This window comes from uncultured Microbacterium sp. (assembly GCF_963528945.1).
GTDB lineage: Bacteria > Actinomycetota > Actinomycetes > Actinomycetales > Microbacteriaceae > Microbacterium.
Window position 1 is genome coordinate 463,692 of the sequence record NZ_CAURWX010000001.1, and the last position, 18,331, is coordinate 482,022.

Genomic DNA, 18,331 nt, shown 5'->3' on the forward strand with positions numbered 1-18,331 from the left:
CAGAGGGGGAGTTCCGAGGGGCGACGTCGTCGCCGCCCCGCCCGACCGCATCCGGGAGAACTCCGTGTCAGAACCCCGTTACACCCCGCTCCGCGAGCGCCACGAGGCGCTGGGCGCCTCCTTCACCGACTTCGGCGGGTGGCAGATGCCGGTGCGCTACACCTCCGATCTCGCCGAGCATCACGCCGTCCGCCGCGCGGCGGGCCTGTTCGACATCTCGCACATGGCCGAATTCACGGTCCGCGGCGCGGAGGCCGGCGCCCTGCTCGACTACGCGCTCGCCGGTCGACTCTCGGCGCTCGCCGACGGGAAGGCGAAGTACTCGCTGCTGCTGGCGGAGACGGGCGGCATCGTCGATGACGTGATCGTCTACCGGCTGGGCGACGACGACTTCCTCGTGATCTCGAACGCGGGCAATCGCGACGCCGTGCGCGAGGCCCTTCTCGCGCGGGCGGCAGGGTTCGACGCCGAGGTCGTCGACGTGTCCGACGACTACGCGCTGCTGGCGGTGCAGGGGCCCGCCGCCGAGGCGATCGTCTCGGCGACCGCGGGCATCGACGACGTGAGCATCCCCTGGTCCGAGCAGCGCTACTACGCCTGGGCCCGCGCGAGCTTCGCGGGGGAGTCGCTGCTGCTCGCCCGTACCGGCTACACCGGCGAAGACGGCTTCGAGCTGCTGGTGCCCGCCGCGCACGCGGTCGCCCTGTGGGACGCCCTCCTCGACGCGGGCACCGAGCACGGTCTGGTGCCCGCGGGTCTCGCCGCCCGCGACACTCTGCGCCTCGAGGCCGGGATGCCGCTCTACGGCCACGAGCTCGGCCTCCACGCGACCCCCGCGCAGGCCGGACTCGGCCGCGTCGTCGTGTCGGCTAAGGAGAGCTTCGTCGGCAAGGACGCCCCGGATGCCTCCGCGGATGCGCCGGTGCTGGTCGGCCTCGTCGCGGAAGGGCGCCGGGCCGGGCGCGCCGGCTACCCGGTGGTCGATGCCGACGGCGCAGCCGTCGGCGAGATCACGAGCGGCGCGCTCAGCCCCACTCTCGGCCATCCGATCGCGATGGCCTACGTCTCCCCGTCCGCAGCCGCGGTGGGGACCGACCTGTTCCTGGATGTGCGGGGGACGAGGATCCCCGCCGTCGTGACCGCTCTGCCTTTCTACCGGAGGACGAAATGACCGATCTGAACACCCTGCACTACACCGAGGAGCACGAGTGGATTGCCGCAGACGGCGACACCGTGACGATCGGCATCACCGATTTCGCCGCCGACAAGCTCGGTGACGTAGTCTTCGTCGAACTGCCCGCCGTCGGCACCGAGATCACCGCGGGTGCGGTGGTCGGCGAGATCGAGTCGACCAAGTCGGTCGGCGAGCTCTACGCGCCGGTCACCGGCACGGTCGTCGAGATCAACGACGCCGTCGTCGACGACCCCTCGCTGGTCAACGGCGAGCCGTTCGAGGGCGGCTGGCTCGTGAAGGTATCGGTCGCCGCCGGTGCCACCGACGGGCTGCTCGACCGCGACGCGTACGTCGCTCTCACGGAGGGCTGATCCCGAGTGGTCTCCTTCGCCGACCGTCACATCGGACCCACGGCCGACGCGCAGCGACAGATGCTCGACGCGCTCGGCATCGCCGAGGGTGCCGATCCCGCCGGGCCGCTCGAGGCGCTCATGGCTCAGGCCGTGCCCTCGTCGATCTTCACGCCCGCCGCCTCCGACTCCCCGGGGTCGGCCAGCAGCATCCCCGCCGCCGCGACCGAGACCGAGGCGCTGCGCGAGCTGCGCGCCCTCGCCGCCCGCAACACGGTCAACCGTCCGATGATCGGGCTCGGCTACCACGGCACCATCACGCCGCAGGTGATCCAGCGCAATGTGCTGGAGAACCCCTCGTGGTACACGGCGTACACGCCGTATCAGCCCGAGATCTCGCAGGGGCGCCTCGAGGCGCTCATCAACTTCCAGACCATGGTCGCCGATCTCACCGGGCTGTCGACGGCGAACGCGTCGATGCTCGACGAGTCCACCGCGGTCGCCGAGGGCATGCTGCTCGCCCGACGCGCCTCGAAGGCGAAGACCGACGTGTTCGCGGTCGACGCCGATGCGCTGCCGCAGACGCGAGCACTGCTCGAGAACCGGGCGGATGCCGTGGGCATCGAGCTCGTGACCGTCGACTTCGCCGCCGGCGAGCAGCTGCCGGACGAGCTGTTCGGCGTCTTCGTGCAGTACCCGGGGGCATCCGGACGGGTCTGGGACCCGTCGGCCGTCATCGACGCGGCGCACGTCGCGGGCGGTCTGGCCGTCGTCGCCGCCGACCTGCTCGCGCTCACGCTTCTCGCCTCGCCCGGCTCGCTCGGCGCCGACGTCGCGGTGGGCACGACGCAGCGCTTCGGCGTGCCCATGGGCTTCGGCGGTCCGCACGCGGGCTACATGGCCGTGCGGTCGGGTCTCGAGCGTCAGCTGCCCGGACGCCTCGTCGGTGTGTCGGTGGATGCCGACGGCAAGCCCGCCTACCGCCTCTCGCTGCAGACCCGCGAGCAGCACATCCGCCGGGAGAAGGCCACCTCGAACATCTGCACCGCGCAGGTGCTGCTCGCGGTCATGGCCTCGATGTACGCCGTGTACCACGGGCCGGACGGACTGACGGCGATCGCGCGGGAGGTCGCCGGCAAGGCGGCTCTGCTGCGGTCGTGGCTGGTCGAGGACGGCATCGAGGTCGTGCACGACGCGTTCTTCGACACCCTGCGGGTGCGGGTGCCTGGTCGTGCAGCGGAGTACGTCTCGCAGGCGCACCACGGCTTCGGCATCCTGCTGCACGCCGCGGATGCCGACACCGTGGGGATCACGGTCGACGAGACCACCACGGTCGACGAGCTGCTGCAGGTCGCCCGGGTCTTCGGCGGGCGTGCGGGACGCGCGTTCGCCTTCGTCGGCGGGCGGGACGGCCTGCCCGGTGCGCTGCGTCGCGCGGACGAGTTCCTCACCCACCCGGTCTTCCACGCCCATCGCAGCGAGACCGCCATGATGCGGTACCTGAAGTGCCTCGCCGATCGCGACTACGCGCTCGACCGCGGCATGATCCCGCTGGGCTCGTGCACGATGAAGCTCAACGCGGCGACCGAGATGGCGGCGATCACGTGGCCGGAGTTCGCGGGCATCCACCCGTTCGCGCCGGCATCCGATGTGACGGGGTACCTCGAGCTGATCGACCAGCTCGAGGCGTGGCTCGCCGAGGTCACCGGCTACGACGCCGTCTCCCTGCAGCCCAACGCGGGCTCCCAGGGTGAGCTGGCGGGTCTCCTCGCGATCCGCGGCTACCACCGCGCGAACGGCGACGACCAGCGCACGGTGTGCCTCATCCCGTCGTCGGCGCACGGCACGAACGCGGCCTCGGCGGTGCTCGCCGGCATGAAGGTCGTCGTCGTCGCCTGCGACGAGCTCGGCAACGTCGACCTCGACGACCTGCGGGCGAAGATCGCCGCGCACGCGTCCGAGCTCTCGGCCCTGATGATCACCTACCCCTCGACCCACGGCGTGTACGAGCACGACGTGATCGAGATCACCGCAGCGGTGCACGACGCGGGCGGCCAGGTGTACGTCGACGGAGCGAACCTCAACGCGCTGCTCGGTTTCGCGCGCTTCGGCGACCTGGGTGGAGACGTCTCGCACCTGAACCTGCACAAGACGTTCGCCATCCCGCACGGCGGCGGCGGTCCCGGTGTCGGTCCCGTGGCGGCGAAGTCGCATCTGGCACCGTTCCTTCCCTCGCATCCCCTCGCGCAGCGGTCGGAGCACGCGGGCGGCTTCGTCTTCGACGGCGGCGTGGTCTCGGGTGCGCCCTACGGGTCGGCGGGGGTGCTGCCGATCTCGTGGGCGTACGTGCGCATGATGGGCGCCGACGGACTGCGCCGCGCGACCGCGGCAGCCGTCCTCTCGGCGAACTACATCGCCGAGCGCCTCGGGAGCCACTACCCGGTGCTCTACACGGGCGAGAACGGCCGGGTCGCGCACGAGTGCATCCTCGACCTGCGTCCGCTCAAGGAGGCGACCGGGGTCACGGTCGACGACGTCGCCAAGCGACTGATCGACTACGGCTTCCACGCGCCCACGATGTCGTTCCCCGTCGCGGGCACGCTCATGGTCGAGCCGACCGAATCGGAGGACCTCGCCGAGATCGAGCGGTTCATCGAGGCGATGATCCAGATCAAGGCCGAGGCGGATGCGGTCGCCGCCGGACGCTGGCCGGCGGCGGACAACCCGCTCGTGAACGCGCCGCACACCGCCGCGTCGCTCATCGCGGGGGAGTGGGAGCACTCTTACACCCGTGAAGAGGCCGCCTACCCGGTGCCCGCTCTGATCGCCGGCAAGTACTGGCCTCCGGTGCGTCGCATCGATCAGGCGTACGGCGACCGCAACCTCGTGTGCGCCTGCCCGCCGATCGAGGCGTTCGCCTGACCCACGCCGATCACGACGGATGGCACCGCTCCCGCGAGGGGCGGTGCCATCCGTCGTTTGGCGGCGCGTCACGGTCTGTTTCGGGGATGTTTCCGATGGTCACCACTCAGTAACGGTTGATTAGCCGGGAGCGCGGCTTCTCGGATGCCGATATAACCTGACACCATCCCTACGCGTTCGACGATGAGCGCGCAGTTTTGATGTACACGTCCTAGGAGGACACATAGTGAAGCGCAACAAGATCGCCCTGGCGGGCACCGCGCTGTTCGCGATCGGCGCCCTGGCGCTCGCGGGCTGCGCGAGCGGCGGCGGCAACTCGGACAGCGGCAACGCGGGCGGAGACGCCGACGCGGACGCGATCATCACGACCAACGGCTCCGAGCCCGAGAACCCGCTGATCCCGACCAACACCAACGAGGTCGGCGGCGGCAAGATCCTCGACGAGATCTTCGCCGGACTCGTCTACTACGACGCCGACGGCAAGCCGGTCAACGACATGGCCGAGGAGATCACCACCGAGGACCCGCAGAACCTCACGGTGAAGCTCAAGGAGGGCCAGAAGTTCAGCGACGGTGAAGAGGTCACGGCCGACAACTTCATCAAGGCGTGGAACGAGGGCGCCAAGCTCTCCAACGGTCACCTCTCCAGCTACTTCTTCGAGGACATCGAGGGCTTCAGCTACGAGACCGACTCCGAGCTCACGGGTCTGAAGCAGGTCGACGACTACACCTTCACGATCGCGCTGAACAAGCCGGCCTCCGACTTCGCGCTGCGCCTCGGCTACTCGGCCTTCTACCCGCTCCCCGACGTCGCGTTCGAGGACATGGAGGCTTTCGGCGAGAACCCGATCGGCAACGGTCCGTACAAGATCGACGGCGACGACGCGTGGCAGCACGACGTGCAGATCGACCTCGTCCGCAACGACGACTACGAGGGCGGCCGCCAGGCGCAGAACGGTGGCCTGACCATCAAGTTCTACGCCACGCAGGAAGCGGCGTACGCCGACCTGCTGTCGAACGAGGTCGACGTCATCGACGCGATCCCGACCAACTCGCTCCAGGTCTTCACCGACGAGCTCGGCGACCGCGCGGTGAACCAGCCGTCGGCCGTCTTCCAGTCGTTCACCATCGGCCAGTTCCTCCCGCACTTCTCGGGCGAAGAGGGCATGCTGCGCCGCCAGGCGCTGTCGATGGCGATCAACCGCGAGGAGATCACCGAGACGATCTTCTCGGGCACCCGCACCCCGGCCTCCGACTTCACGTCGCCGGTCATCGCCGGCTGGTCCGACTCGGTCCCCGGCAGCGAGGTGCTCGAGTACAACCCCGAGAAGGCGAAGGAGCTGTGGGCCGAGGCCGACGCCATCTCGCCGTGGGAGGGTGACTTCAAGATCGCCTACAACGCCGACGGCGGGCACGACGCCTGGGTCGACGCGGTGAGCAACAGCATCAAGAACACCCTGGGCATCGAGGCATCGGGCGACCCGTACCCCACGTTCCAGGACCTGCGCACCAAGGTCAACGACCGCACCATCACCACGGCAGCACGCTCGGGATGGCAGGCCGACTACCCGGGTCTGTACAACTTCCTCGGACCGCTCTACGCCACGGGCGCCGGCTCCAACGACGGTGACTACTCGAACCCCGAGTTCGACGACCTCATCGAGGCCGGCATCAGCAACCCCGACGCCGACGCTCAGCTCGAGGACTTCACCAAGGCGCAGGAGGTTCTGTTCAAGGACCTTCCCGCGATCCCGCTGTGGTACTCGAACGTGACCGGTGGTTTCAGCGAGAACGTCGACAACGTCACGTTCGGCTGGAACTCGGTTCCGCTGTACTACGAGATCACGAAGGCCGGCGAGTAAAGCCTGACGGCACTTCACCCGTGAGGCGGTGACGATTCTTCGTCACCGCCTCACGGGCTGTGTTCTGCACGCTCTACTCCCCGGTCCAAGAAGGGACAGCGGATGCTCGGTTACATCCTGAGACGTCTCCTGCAGGTGATCCCCGTGTTCTTCGGCGCGACCCTGCTCATCTACTTCCTCGTGTTCGCCATGCCCGGCGACCCGATCCTCGCGCTGTTCGGCGACAAGACGCCGAACCCGGCCGTCCTCGAACAGCTCCGCGAGCAGTACCACCTGAACGATCCGTTCATCGTCCAGTACGGCTACTACATCGCCGGCGTGTTCCAGGGCGATCTCGGCGACACGTTCTCGGGCCGTCCGGTCTCGGCCGTGCTCGCCGCGACGCTTCCGGTCACCGGGCGCCTGGCCCTGATGGCGATCGGCATCGAGTTCACGCTCGCGATCATCATCGGCACGATCTCGGCGCTGCGGAAGGGCAAGCTCTTCGACAACGTCTCGCTGATCGTCGCGCTGGTCGCGATCGCCATCCCGATCTTCGTCGTGGCGTTCCTCGCCCAGTACTTCCTGGCGATCCAGCTCGGCTGGTTCAAGCCCACGGTGGGCGCCGACAACGACTGGGGCGGCCTGTGGCTGCCGGCCATCGTGCTCGGCTTCAGCCTCTACGCGGTCAGCATGCGTCTGATGCGCAGCTCGGTGATCGACACGATGAACCAGGACTGGGTGCGCACCGCGTACAGCAAGGGCCTGCCACGCCACCGCGTCATCCCCGTGCACGTCCTGCGCAACTCGCTCATCCCCGTGATCACGAACTCGGCCACCAACTTCGGCGTGCTGCTCGTGGGTGCGACCGTGACCGAGGGCATCTTCAACGTCCCCGGCGTGGGCAACACCCTGTTCCAGGCGATCCAGCGCGGAGAGGGCCCGACGGTCGTCTCCTTCGTGACGGTCTTCGTCATCCTGTACGTCCTGGTCAACCTGCTCATCGACCTGCTCTACGGTCTGCTCGACCCGAGGATCCGCTATGTCTGACCCCACGACCCAGAAGCATTACGTCGCCCCGGTCGAGACCGAGTCGATCGCGGTCGACGCGGTCCGCATCTCCGACAAGCCCAGCAACCTGTGGCGCGACGCCTGGCGCGATCTGCGCCGTCGTCCGCTGTTCTGGTTCTCCGTCGTCCTCGCGGTCGTCTTCCTGGTGATGGCGCTGTTCCCGACGCTGTTCACCGCGACGCCGCCGAACTCCGACTGCCAGCTGGCCAACAGCAACGGCGGTCCGATCGACGGGCATCCGCTCGGCTTCACCTTCCAGGGCTGCGACATCTACGCCCGCATCGTGTGGGGTGCGCAGACGTCGCTCTCGGTGGGCCTCATCGCCACCCTGATCTCGGCCTTCCTGGGTCTGCTCATGGGTGCGCTCGCGGGCTTCTACGGCGGATGGCTCGACGGGCTGCTCTCGCGCATCGGCGACATCTTCTTCGCCATCCCGTACATCCTCGCGGCGGTCGTCGTGATGACGGTCTTCCGCGACTCGCGCTCGGTGTGGACGCTCGCACTCGCGATCGGTGGATTCGCCTGGGCCTCGACCGCACGTGTGGTGCGCGCCGAGATCCTGCGGGTGCGGCAGGCCGACTTCGTCATGGCCTCGCGCGCCCTCGGGCAGTCGAAGTTCAAGACGCTGCTCAACCACGTCATCCCGAATGCCATCGCGCCGCTCCTCGTCGTCTCGACGCTGGGTCTCGCGGCCGCGATCGTCGCCGAGGCGACCCTGTCGTTCCTCGGTGTCGGTCTGGGCAGCGACGTCATGTCGTGGGGCAACGACATCAGCAAGGCCCAGGCCTCGCTGCGCATCGCCCCGACGGCGCTCATCTATCCGTCGATCGCCCTGACCCTCGCGGTCCTGGCGTTCGTGACCTTGGGCGAGCTCATCCGAGACGCCCTCGACCCGAAGGCGAGGGCACGCCGATGAGCGACCGCATCACCGAACAGGCGCCTCTGCTCAGCATCCGCGACCTCACGGTCGCCTTCCGCACCCAGGACGGGCTGCGGGAGGTGCTGCACGGAGTCAGCTTCGACGTGTTCCCCGGCGAGACCGTCGCGATCGTGGGCGAGTCGGGGTCGGGCAAGTCGACCACGGCCACGGCCATCGTCGACCTGCTGCCCGGCACCGGCGAGGTCACGGCCGGGTCGATCACCCTCGAGGGCCGCGAGCTGACCACGCTCGGCCGCAGCGCCATGGAGAGCGTGCGCGGACGCGATATCGGTTTCGTCCCGCAGGACCCGATGTCGAACCTCAACCCGGTGTGGAGCATCGGCTTCCAGGTGAAGGAGGCCATCCGCGCCAACGGCATCGCCCAGGGGCGTCAGGCCGTTAAGGCCCGCGCGATCGAGGTGCTGCAGCAGGCGGGGCTCGCCGACGCCGAACGGCGTCTGCATCAGTTCCCGCACCAGTTCTCCGGAGGCATGCGCCAGCGCGCGCTCATCGGTATCGGCCTCGCCGCCGATCCGAAGCTGCTGATCGCCGACGAGCCGACCTCGGCTCTCGACGTCACCGTGCAGCGCGTCATCCTCGATCACATGGCGTCGCTCACGCGCGACAAGGGCACCTCGGTGCTCCTCATCACGCACGACCTCGGTCTCGCGGCCGAGCGCGCCGACAAGATCATCGTGATGAACGGCGGCAACATCGTCGAGGCGGGCCCCAGCCGGCAGATCCTCGAGGACCCGCAGCATCCGTACACCAAGCGGCTCGTCGCGGCGGCACCCAGCGTGGCGTCGCAGCGGATCCAGGCGGTGGTCGAGGACCGCGGCATCGAGACCCTCGAAGACCTCGCCGCGATCCCGCCGACGGTCCGCGTCGCCGGTCTGACCAAGGATTACAAGATCCGTCAGGGAGGCTTCCGCAGCGAGGCGTTCCGCGCCGTCGACGACGTGTCGTTCGAGATCCCGAAGGGCAAGACGCTGGCGCTCGTCGGCGAGTCCGGCTCGGGCAAGTCGACCGTGGCGAAGATGGTCCTCAAGCTCGAGGAGCCGACCGCCGGCACCATCGAGATCGACGGGCAGGACGTGTCGAAGCTCTCGAACGCGCAGGCGTTCGGACTGCGCCGTCGTATGCAGCCCGTCTTCCAGGACCCGTACGGGTCGCTCGACCCGCTGCGCAACATCGGCAACACCATCGCCGAGCCGCTGCAGATCCACGGCGTCGGCGACCGCGCCTCGCACCGTGCGCGCGTCGAGGAGCTGCTCGACCAGGTGGCGTTGCCCCGTGTGCTTGCGACGCGGTACCCGAACGAGCTGTCCGGCGGTCAGCGTCAGCGCGTCGCGATCGCGCGTGCGCTGGCGCTCAAGCCCGACATCCTCGTGCTCGACGAGGCCGTCTCGGCGCTCGATGTGCTCGTGCAGGACCAGGTTCTCCAGCTCCTCGCGGAGCTGCAGTCCGAACTCGGACTGACCTACCTCTTCATCACGCACGACCTCGCAGTCGTCCGGGTGTCGAGCGACCTGGTCTGCGTCATGGAGAAGGGTCGCATCGTCGAGCAGGGCACGGTCGACGAGATCTTCGCCCGCCCCCAGCAGGAGTACACCGAGCGCCTTCTGCAGGCGATCCCCGGTGCCTCGATCACGCTCGGCGGCCACGGATCGTGACCTCGTCGTCGGGCTCCGAGGGCGCGCGCACCTACCGCGCGTCCTCGGGCCCCGTCGTGCTCGTCCTGCTGTCGGCCCTCGCGCTCTTCCTGCTCGGCGACACCGTCGTACGGGGGAGCTGGGGGCAGATGCTCCTCGTCGCGCCCTGGGTGCTGCTCGGGCTGTGGGTCGCCTACGAGTTGAGCTTCGTCTCGATGGTCCGCATCGACGATGACGGCGCGCTGGTGCAGAACATGCTGCGACGCACGTCGTTCGGGTGGAGCCGCGTACGCGACATCGACTTCCGGTGGCAGCTCGAGTTCGAGCTCGACGACGCTTCGAAGGTCGGCGCATACGGCGGGCCGGCCCGGTCGCGCCCGACCCGGGCTCGCGCCGCCGACGAGGGGGCGTCGAAGGTCCCCACCGGTGTGGGGGAGTTGACCGAGATCCGCGACCGCTGGCAGGCGGCGACGGGGGCGGATGCTCCGATCCGCCGCGAGTGGGACGTCCGGGCCCTCGTGGTGCTCGTCGCACTCGTGCTCTGGGCCGTCGGCGCGGTACTGGTGGCGGGCGCGGCCTGAATCGCTCCGTCAGCCGGGCGGGGCGACGCCCCTCACCCGGGCAGGCCGAAGAGGTCGGGGAATGTGGCGGCCGCCCACGGGTAGCCGACGAAGACCGTCGCGTCGATGAGGAAGTGCGCGACCAGGAACGGCAGCAGGCGCCCGCTGCGCTGGAACAGCCAGCCGAACAGCAGGCCCATCGCGAGGTTGCCCACGAACGCGCCGGGGCCCTGGTACAAGTGGTACGTCGCGCGCAGCACCGAGGTCGAGACGATGATCGTCCAGAGCGACCAGCCGAGCTGCTTCAACCGTGCGAAGAGGTACCCCAGCACGACGAACTCCTCCTGCAGCGAGGCCCGCGCGGCGGCGAGAAGCAGGATCGGGATGGTCCACCAATGCGTGTCGAGGCCCGCGGGGTTCACCGCCACGAAGAGGCCGAGCGCGCGGCCCCCGATGTAGAGCGCGAGGCCGGGGAAGCCGACGGCGAGCACGAGCAGCGCTCCGCGGCCGACATCGGTCGTCACTCTCGTGCCGTCGAGTCCGAGCGCTCCGAGGTGCGGTCGACGGTGCTGCCAGAGCAGGAAGCACACGAGCAGCACCGGCACGATCGAGAATCCGATCGACAGCACCTGGTAGATGAGGTCGAACAGTTCGCGGTCGCTGCGCGAGGGGTTCAACGTCGCGGTCTGGTCGGCCAGGGGAGTGGTGTCGGTGAGCCGGTATGCGAGTTGCACGATCGCGTAGATCGCCGACTGGCCGAGACCCAGCGCGAGGACGATCGCGATCTCCCACCACAGGCGCGAGCGGGAGGGAGGGGGAGTCATTTTTCCGATGCTACGGCCTCCATCCAGGAACCCGCCGTGCGAGTGCGTTACTCTGGAGAGTCGGCTTCCCGGCGCATCCCCTTCCTCTTCTTAGGACATCTGCATGGCGCACGCCCTCCGCTCTGACCTCCGCAACGTCGCAATCGTCGCCCACGTCGACCACGGCAAGACCACTCTCGTCGACGCGATGCTCCGCCAGACGGGCTCCTTCGGCGAGCACTCGCACGTCGAGGAACGCGCGATGGACTCGAACGACCTCGAGCGTGAGAAGGGCATCACGATCCTCGCCAAGAACACGGCGATCACGTACAAGGGCAAGCACGCCGACGGCAAGGAGATCACGATCAACGTGATCGACACCCCCGGCCACGCCGACTTCGGCGGCGAGGTCGAGCGCGGTCTGTCGATGGTCGACGGCGTCGTGCTGCTCGTCGACGCGAGCGAGGGCCCGCTGCCGCAGACCCGCTTCGTGCTGCGCAAGGCGCTCGAGGCCAAGCTCCCCGTCATCCTCCTGGTCAACAAGACCGACCGCCCCGACGCGCGCATCGCCGAGGTCGAGGAGGAGGCCCACGACCTGCTGCTGGGTCTCGCGTCCGACCTGGTCGACGACGTGCCCGATCTCGACGTCGACGCCCTGCTCGACGTTCCCGTCGTCTACGCCTCGGGCCGCGCCGGCGCGGCGTCGAGCAACCGCCCCGCCGACGGCTCGCTGCCCGACAACGACGACCTCGAGCCGCTGTTCGAGGCCATCCTCGAGCATGTGCCCGCTCCGTCGTACGATGACGAGGCGCCGCTGCAGGCCTGGGTCACCAACCTCGACTCCAGCCCGTTCCTCGGCCGCCTCGCGCTGCTGCGCGTCTTCAACGGCACGCTGAAGAAGGGCCAGACGGTCGCCTGGGTGCGTGCCGACGGATCGACCAGCAACGCCCGCATCACCGAACTGCTGAAGACCCGCGCCCTCGAGCGCTACCCGGCCGAGTCGGCCGGCCCCGGCGACATCGTCGCGATCGCGGGCTTCGAGGACATCACGATCGGCGAGACCATCGCCGACCCCGAAGACGTGCGCCCGCTCCCGGCGATCACGGTCGACGACCCCGCCATCTCGATGACGATCGGCACCAACACCTCGCCCCTCATGGGCAAGGTGAAGGGCCACAAGCTCACCGCGCGCATGGTCAAGGACCGGCTCGACAAGGAGCTCATCGGCAACGTTTCGCTCAAGGTCGTCGACATCGGACGCCCGGATGCCTGGGAGGTGCAGGGTCGCGGTGAGCTGGCCCTCGCCATCCTCGTCGAGAACATGCGTCGCGAGGGCTTCGAGCTGACCGTCGGCAAGCCGCAGGTGGTCACGAAGAAGATCGACGGCAAGACCTACGAGCCGTTCGAGCACCTCACGATCGACACGCCGGAGGAGCACCTCGGCGCGATCACGCAGCTGCTGGCGAACCGCAAGGGCCGCATGGAGAACATGACGAACCACGGCACCGGCTGGGTGCGCATGGAGTTCGTCGTCCCGTCGCGCGGCCTCATCGGCTTCCGCAGCGAGTTCCTCACCACCACGCGCGGTACGGGCATCGCCAACGCCATCTCGCACGGCTACGAGCCGTGGGCCGGCCAGATCGTGACCCGTCAGAACGGCTCGATCGTCGCCGACCGTCAGGGCGTTGTCACGCCGTTCGCGATGATCGCCCTGCAGGAGCGCATGTCGTTCTTCGTGCAGCCCACGCAGGAGGTTTACGAGGGCATGGTCATCGGCGAGAACTCGCGCGCCGACGACATGGACGTGAACATCACGAAGGAGAAGAAGCTCACCAACATGCGTGCGGCGAGCTCCGACAGCTTCGAGTCGATGACGCCGCCCCGCGTGCTCACCCTCGAGGAGAGCCTCGAGTTCGCTCGCGACGACGAATGCGTCGAGGTGACGCCCGAGATGGTCCGCATCCGCAAGGTCATCCTCGACCAGACGGTCCGCGCACGCGAGACCTCGCGCCTCAAGCGCCAGGACGCCAACGCCTGAGCATCCGCTTGCGAAAGGGCCCCGACGCGCGATCAGCGCGGCGGGGCCCTTTCTCATGGGATACCCAGGTGGGGCATATGCTCCGGTCAGGTGCCGCGGAGGGGGCGTCCAGACTGATGGCGCAGACTCGTTGACTTACGCCCGTCGAGACGGCTCCCGATGAGTCGCCCTGCACGCAGGTCCGGGCGCATCGACGACCCGAAAGTCGATCCTTGCTGAACACCCCTGATTCCCGTGCGTCCCGGCGCGCCCACGAGGCCGCCTCCGCTCACTCCGCCGTCCGCGCCAAGCGCCCCCTCCTCATCGTCGGCACGATCGCCGGCCTCCTGCTCGGCGCGTCCGTGACGGTGGGAGCCGTCACCACGCCCGCACTCGCTTCCGGCCCCACCGATGTCGGCGAGACGCAGGGTAAGGCGAGCACCGCCGCCCTTCTGAAGATCCCCGACGAGGTCACGCAGGCCACCACCGCCGCGCAGGAGGCGGTCGCCGGTGCCGATACTCTGACCGCCGAGGTCGCCGCGTCCGGCCTCGACCTCGGCCCCGCGGCACCGTCGGTCGACACGGTCGAGCTCCACGATGACATCTCGGACCTGGCTGATCGCGCCTCGACGCCCCCGTTGGAGCTGTCGCTCCTCACCGTCACGGCGCAGCAGCGCACGACCGAGGTCCTGGCCGAGACGGCCGAACTGCAGACCGCCTTCACCGCCGCGCAGGAGGCCAAGGCCGCCGCCGATGCCGCTGCGGCCCAAGCCGCCGAGGAGCAGCGCCAGGCCGCGGCCGCCGCCGCTCTCGCCGCCGCCAACACCCCCGAGGGTGCGAAGGCGACGGCTCGTGAGATGGCCGCGAGTCGCTACGGCTGGGGCGAGGACCAGTTTTCGTGCCTCGTGAAGCTGTGGACTAAAGAATCGCAGTGGAACTATCAGGCGTACAACTCCAGCGGTGCGACCGGCATCCCACAGGCCCTCCCCGGGAGCAAGATGGCGTCATCGGGCAGTGACTGGCAGACCAACGCCTCGACCCAGGTCGCCTGGGGCCTCGGCTACATCGACTCCGTCTACGGCACCCCCTGCAGCGCCTGGGGACACTCGCAGGCCACGGACTGGTACTGATTCCTCCCCCCCAGAGAAGCCGCCCGCAGCTCTTCTGCGGGCGGCTTCTGCGCGTCAGCGTCAGCGGAGTTCCGAGACGAGCACCGCGCTCGTGCCGGGCTCCTCCGCCTCGAAAACGTGCGGGGCGTCGCCCGCGTAGGTCAGGTAGTCACCGGGGGAGAGGAGGACCGGGTCGGATGCCGGCCCGACGGAGGCCCGGCCCGTCATGAGGACGACGTGCTCCACCGTGCCGGGGTGGTGCGGGTCTGAGCGTCGGGCTTCGCCGGGTTCGGCGCGGATGAGGTAAAGGTCGCGCCGCGCGCCGGGAGGGCTCGCCGCCAGCAGAGTCGCGCTGTACGCCGCCGCGGCTGAGGGCACTCCGGCGAGATCGCTGGCGCGGATGAGAGTGGGCGACGCCGAGGCAGGCGGATCGACGAAGACGGCGAACGGCACATCGAGCGCGACGCCCAGTGCCCAGAGCGTCTCGACGCTGGGGTTGCCCGCACCGTTCTCGAGCTGCGAGACCGTGGCCTTCGATACGCCGGAGCGCCGCGCGAGTTCGGAGATCGACAGGCCCGCGGCCTCCCGCTCCCGACGCAGGGTGCGTGCGATGCGGGTGCGAAGATCGTCCATCCGTTCATCCTGTCAAACGATCGTTCGCTTGACTAGCCAGTCGGGGATGTTCAGAATGATGATCATGTGTTCATCATGTCGAACGCGCCAGCGCGAGGCCGTTGGATGAGCGCCGAGAGCGCCGTGCGGCGTGAGGCGGTCGGAGTGGTGCTCGCGACCAGTGCCTACGGCATATCGTTCGGGGCGCTCGCCGTTGCATCCGGACTCGACGTCTGGCAGGCCTGCGCCCTGAGCCTGTTGATGTTCACGGGTGGCTCGCAGTTCGCGTTCGTCGGGGTCTTCGGGGCCGGAGGACTCGCGGCGCTTCCCTCGGCGATCGCATCGGCGGCACTCCTCGGCGTGCGGAACGTCGCCTACGGCATGCGCATGTCGCCCGTGATCGGCGGCGGCGCGGCGACGCGGGCGCTGGCCGCGCCCTTCACGATCGACGAGTCGACCGCCGTCGCGATCGCCCAGGACGATCCGCGTCTGCGTCGGGTCGGCTTCTGGCTCACCGGCGTCGGCATCTTCGTGGGGTGGAACATCACGACCCTCGTCGGAGCGCTGCTCGGTGACGTGCTCGGCGACCCGCGGGATTGGGGACTGGATGCCGCCGCCGCAGCGGCCTTCCTGGCGCTGCTCTGGCCGCGTCTGCGCGAGCGTCAGGCGATCGCGGTCGGCGTTGCGGCGGCCGTGGTCGCGGCGGCGTTCACCCCCGTGCTCATGCCGGGGCTGCCCGTGCTGGTCGCGGCCGTCGTCGCGATCGTCGTCGGATGGTTCGGCTGGTTCGCCGGACGAGGGCGGGCCGAGCCGGCGCACGGGGCGGCGTCATGAGCGTGTGGAGTGCGATCCTGCTCGCGGCCCTCATCTGCCTCGCGCTCAAAGCAGCGGGCTACCTCGTGCCGCCGAGCGTGCTGGAGGCGCCTCGCCCCGCGCGCATCTCCGACCTGCTGACCGTGGCTCTGCTCTCGGCACTCGTGGCCGTGCAGACCCTGGGTGCGGGCCAGGCCATCGTCGTCGACGCCCGCGTGCCGGCCCTCCTGGTCGCGGCGGGCCTGCTCTGGCTTCGGCAGTCGTTCCTCGTCGTGGTGTTCGCGGCGGCCTTGACGGCCGCGGTGCTGCGTCTCTGGGGAATCGCGGTGTGACGGGATGACGGTGCGCCCCGCGTAGGATCGAGGGGTGCGGATGAGCTGGGTGTCGAGGATCGTGTCGTGGGTCGCGTCGGCCCTGATCGGCGGCGTCTACGGCGTGGCCGGAACGATCGGCCACAGCCTCACCTGGGGGCCCGTGCCCGTTGGCATCATCGTCGGAGCGGTGGCGTGCGCCGCCATCCTCATCGCCGTGCGGTCGCTCACCCACGATCGCGGCGCGGCCGTCGCCGCCGGACTCGGCATGGTCGGCACTCTGCTGGTGATCTCGGGCGTCGGACCCGGGGGATCCGTGGTGGTCCCCAACACCCCTGCGGGGCAGATCTGGACCTACTTGATCGCGGCGATCGTGCTGCTCGTCGTCGCCTGGCCGTCGTTCCGGCGCCCCGACGTCGCTCGACGCCCGCCTGCGGATGCTGTTCCCGTCGCGGCCGATGCGCCTCCCGCGCCGCTCATCACCGACGTGCCGGGTTTCTCGCAGCCGACGCCGCCCCCCGCGCGCACGCAGGAGAGCGACGGGCAGCCGACGTAGACTGGGGGCGTGACCTATGTGATCGCTCTGCCCTGTGTCGATGTGAAGGATCGTGCGTGCATCGACGAGTGTCCTGTCGACTGCATCTACGAGGGGGAGCGGTCGCTGTACATCCACCCCGACGAGTGCGTGGATTGCGGGGCGTGCGAGCCGGTGTGCCCGGTCGAGGCGATCTACTACGAGGATGATCTGCCCGATGAGTGGCAGGACTACTACAAGGCGAATGTGGAGTTCTTCGACGAGATCGGCTCTCCCGGTGGTGCGGCGAAGGTGGGCGTGATCGCTCACGATCATCCGATCATCGCCGCCCTCCCGCCCCAGGGCGAGAACGCGTGAGCGTCCGCGACCTCGCCGACTACCCCTGGGACGCGGTCGTGCCGTATCGCGAGCGCGCCGCGCAGCATCCGGGCGGACTCGCGGATCTCTCCGTCGGCTCGCCCGTCGACCCCACCCCCGAGATCATCCGCCGCGCCCTCGCCGACGCGACCGATGCGCACGCCTACCCCCAGACGGTCGGGTCGCCGGCCCTGCGCGAGGCGATCGTCGACTGGTATGCGCGGCGACGCGGCGTCGACGATTTGACCGTCGCGAACGTGCTCCCGACCATCGGATCCAAGGAGTTCGTCGCCCTCCTGCCCACGCTCCTCGGTCTGGGGGAGGGCGACATCGTCGTGCATCCCGAGATCGCCTACCCCACGTACGACGTGGGCGCCCGCGTCGTGGGTGCGACCCCGCTGCCCGCCGATGACCCGGCCCAGTGGCCCGATGGCACCAAGCTCATCTGGATCAACTCCCCGGGCAACCCCGACGGGCGCACCTGGACGGTCGACGAACTCGCGGCCGCCGTCGCCCGTGCGCGCGAGCTCGGCGCCGTGCTCGCGAGCGACGAGTGCTACGCCGAGCTCGGCTGGGACGGGGCCTGGGCGACCGAGGCGATCCCCTCGATCCTCGACCCCCGGGTCACGGGCGGGAGCCGCGCCAACCTGCTGAGCGTGTACTCGCTCAGCAAGCAGTCCAACCTCGCCGGGTACCGGGCGGCCTTCGTCGCGGGCTGCGCCCGCATCGTCGGCGACCTGCTCACTGCGCGCAAGCACCTCGGTCTCATGCCGCCCGCTCCCGTGCAGCACGCCATGGCCGTGGCGCTCGGTGACGACGACCACGTCGCCGCCCAGAAGGAGCTCTACCGCGAGCGGCGCGACCTCCTGCGCCCTGCGCTCGAGGCCGCCGGATTCCGCATCGACGGCTCTGAGGCCGGACTCTACCTGTGGGCGACGGAAGGGCGCGACGCCTGGGAGTCGATGGGGCGCCTGGCCGATCTCGGCATCCTCGCGGGTCCTGGGCCGTTCTACGGAGCGGCGGCCCACCGCCACGTGCGGCTCGCGCTGACCGCCCCGACGGAGCGCATCGCCGAGGCCGCGCGGCGTCTCCGCGCAGTATGACGGCGACCATCCTGTAGGTTTCCTCCTCGGGGGAGGCATCCGTTTGGCGGATGCGACAGTAGGCGGATCGGCCTACTAGGCTGTAGAGGCGATTCGGTCGTGATCCGGCCTGGCGCTGTGCGCCGTGAGATCGCCCGCTCCGCGCAGCACCGATTCCAAGGATGACCGGCCCGCGCGGTGCGA

17 protein-coding genes are annotated in these 18,331 nt (G+C 69.5%); 15 read left to right on the forward strand and 2 right to left on the reverse strand.

Translation table 11 applies throughout. The features are described from left to right. Positions 1 to 64: 64 nt before the first annotated feature. The 8 genes from gcvT to RWS82_RS02105 all read left to right on the forward strand — a co-directional run bounded on the left by gcvT (position 65) and on the right by RWS82_RS02105 (position 10,509). Complete coding sequence (gcvT, locus tag RWS82_RS02070; protein ID WP_314646358.1) at positions 65 to 1,171, forward strand: glycine cleavage system aminomethyltransferase GcvT; 1,107 nt, start codon at positions 65 to 67, stop codon at positions 1,169 to 1,171. After that, positions 1,168 to 1,545: a glycine cleavage system protein GcvH gene (gcvH, locus tag RWS82_RS02075; protein WP_314646360.1), complete on the forward strand. Its 378-nt coding sequence runs from the start codon at positions 1,168 to 1,170 to the stop codon at positions 1,543 to 1,545. Before gcvT ends, gcvH begins: the two co-directional genes overlap by 4 nt. A gap of 60 nt (positions 1,546 to 1,605) precedes the next feature. Further along, positions 1,606 to 4,446 carry an aminomethyl-transferring glycine dehydrogenase gene (gene gcvP, locus RWS82_RS02080; RefSeq protein WP_400190067.1) on the forward strand — a complete coding sequence of 947 codons (2,841 nt, stop codon included), beginning with the start codon at positions 1,606 to 1,608 and terminating at the stop codon, positions 4,444 to 4,446. Between the two features lie 226 nt (positions 4,447 to 4,672). Then, positions 4,673 to 6,307, forward strand: a complete 1,635-nt coding sequence (locus RWS82_RS02085; RefSeq protein WP_314646362.1) for an ABC transporter substrate-binding protein — start codon at positions 4,673 to 4,675, stop codon at positions 6,305 to 6,307. Between the two features lie 102 nt (positions 6,308 to 6,409). Further along, positions 6,410 to 7,336: an ABC transporter permease gene (locus tag RWS82_RS02090; protein WP_314646363.1), complete on the forward strand. Its 927-nt coding sequence runs from the start codon at positions 6,410 to 6,412 to the stop codon at positions 7,334 to 7,336. Then, the gene (locus RWS82_RS02095) at positions 7,329 to 8,273 is read left to right on the forward strand and encodes an ABC transporter permease (protein ID WP_314646366.1); all 945 of its coding nucleotides are present in this window, start codon (positions 7,329 to 7,331) and stop codon (positions 8,271 to 8,273) included. Before RWS82_RS02090 ends, RWS82_RS02095 begins: the two co-directional genes overlap by 8 nt. Continuing rightward, positions 8,270 to 9,949, forward strand: coding sequence for an ABC transporter ATP-binding protein (locus RWS82_RS02100; RefSeq protein ID WP_314646368.1), 1,680 nt, complete (start codon positions 8,270 to 8,272; stop codon positions 9,947 to 9,949). The genes RWS82_RS02095 and RWS82_RS02100 overlap by 4 nt, the downstream gene beginning before the upstream one ends. Beyond that, complete coding sequence (locus tag RWS82_RS02105) at positions 9,946 to 10,509, forward strand: PH domain-containing protein (protein ID WP_314646370.1); 564 nt, start codon at positions 9,946 to 9,948, stop codon at positions 10,507 to 10,509. The genes RWS82_RS02100 and RWS82_RS02105 overlap by 4 nt, the downstream gene beginning before the upstream one ends. Positions 10,510 to 10,541: 32 nt before the next feature. Here RWS82_RS02105 and RWS82_RS02110 read toward each other — a convergent pair whose 3' ends face one another. Then, a complete protein-coding gene (locus RWS82_RS02110) occupies positions 10,542 to 11,312 on the reverse strand; it encodes a type II CAAX endopeptidase family protein (protein ID WP_314646371.1) in 771 nt (256 codons plus the stop codon). A 103-nt stretch (positions 11,313 to 11,415) separates the two neighbouring features. Here RWS82_RS02110 and typA point away from each other — a divergent pair, with 103 nt between their 5' ends. Together typA and RWS82_RS02120 are read left to right on the forward strand one after the other, a co-directional pair. Further along, on the forward strand, positions 11,416 to 13,329 hold the full coding sequence (gene typA / locus RWS82_RS02115; RefSeq protein WP_314646372.1) for a translational GTPase TypA: 1,914 nt from the start codon (positions 11,416 to 11,418) through the stop codon (positions 13,327 to 13,329). A gap of 212 nt (positions 13,330 to 13,541) precedes the next feature. Next, positions 13,542 to 14,438 carry a phospholipase gene (locus RWS82_RS02120; RefSeq protein ID WP_314646373.1) on the forward strand — a complete coding sequence of 299 codons (897 nt, stop codon included), beginning with the start codon at positions 13,542 to 13,544 and terminating at the stop codon, positions 14,436 to 14,438. 60 nt (positions 14,439 to 14,498) lie between these two features. Here RWS82_RS02120 and RWS82_RS02125 read toward each other — a convergent pair whose 3' ends face one another. Further along, positions 14,499 to 15,050, reverse strand: coding sequence for an XRE family transcriptional regulator (locus RWS82_RS02125; protein WP_314646374.1), 552 nt, complete (start codon positions 15,048 to 15,050; stop codon positions 14,499 to 14,501). Positions 15,051 to 15,155: 105 nt separating this feature from the next. On the opposite strand from RWS82_RS02125, the gene RWS82_RS02130 reads away from it, so the two are divergent. The 5 genes from RWS82_RS02130 to dapC are packed head-to-tail and all read left to right on the forward strand — an operon-like array spanning position 15,156 to position 18,148. Beyond that, a complete protein-coding gene (locus tag RWS82_RS02130) occupies positions 15,156 to 15,863 on the forward strand; it encodes an AzlC family ABC transporter permease (protein WP_314646377.1) in 708 nt (235 codons plus the stop codon). Then, positions 15,860 to 16,174, forward strand: a complete 315-nt coding sequence (locus RWS82_RS02135) for an AzlD domain-containing protein (RefSeq protein WP_314646379.1) — start codon at positions 15,860 to 15,862, stop codon at positions 16,172 to 16,174. The genes RWS82_RS02130 and RWS82_RS02135 overlap by 4 nt, the downstream gene beginning before the upstream one ends. A gap of 34 nt (positions 16,175 to 16,208) precedes the next feature. After that, entirely contained in the window at positions 16,209 to 16,709 is a 501-nt protein-coding gene (locus tag RWS82_RS02140; protein WP_314646382.1) for a histidinol dehydrogenase, read from the forward strand. A gap of 9 nt (positions 16,710 to 16,718) precedes the next feature. Continuing rightward, the gene (fdxA, locus tag RWS82_RS02145) at positions 16,719 to 17,045 is read left to right on the forward strand and encodes a ferredoxin (RefSeq protein WP_314646385.1); all 327 of its coding nucleotides are present in this window, start codon (positions 16,719 to 16,721) and stop codon (positions 17,043 to 17,045) included. Further along, the gene (gene dapC / locus RWS82_RS02150; RefSeq protein ID WP_314646389.1) at positions 17,042 to 18,148 is read left to right on the forward strand and encodes a succinyldiaminopimelate transaminase; all 1,107 of its coding nucleotides are present in this window, start codon (positions 17,042 to 17,044) and stop codon (positions 18,146 to 18,148) included. Before fdxA ends, dapC begins: the two co-directional genes overlap by 4 nt. Positions 18,149 to 18,331 lie beyond the last annotated feature (183 nt).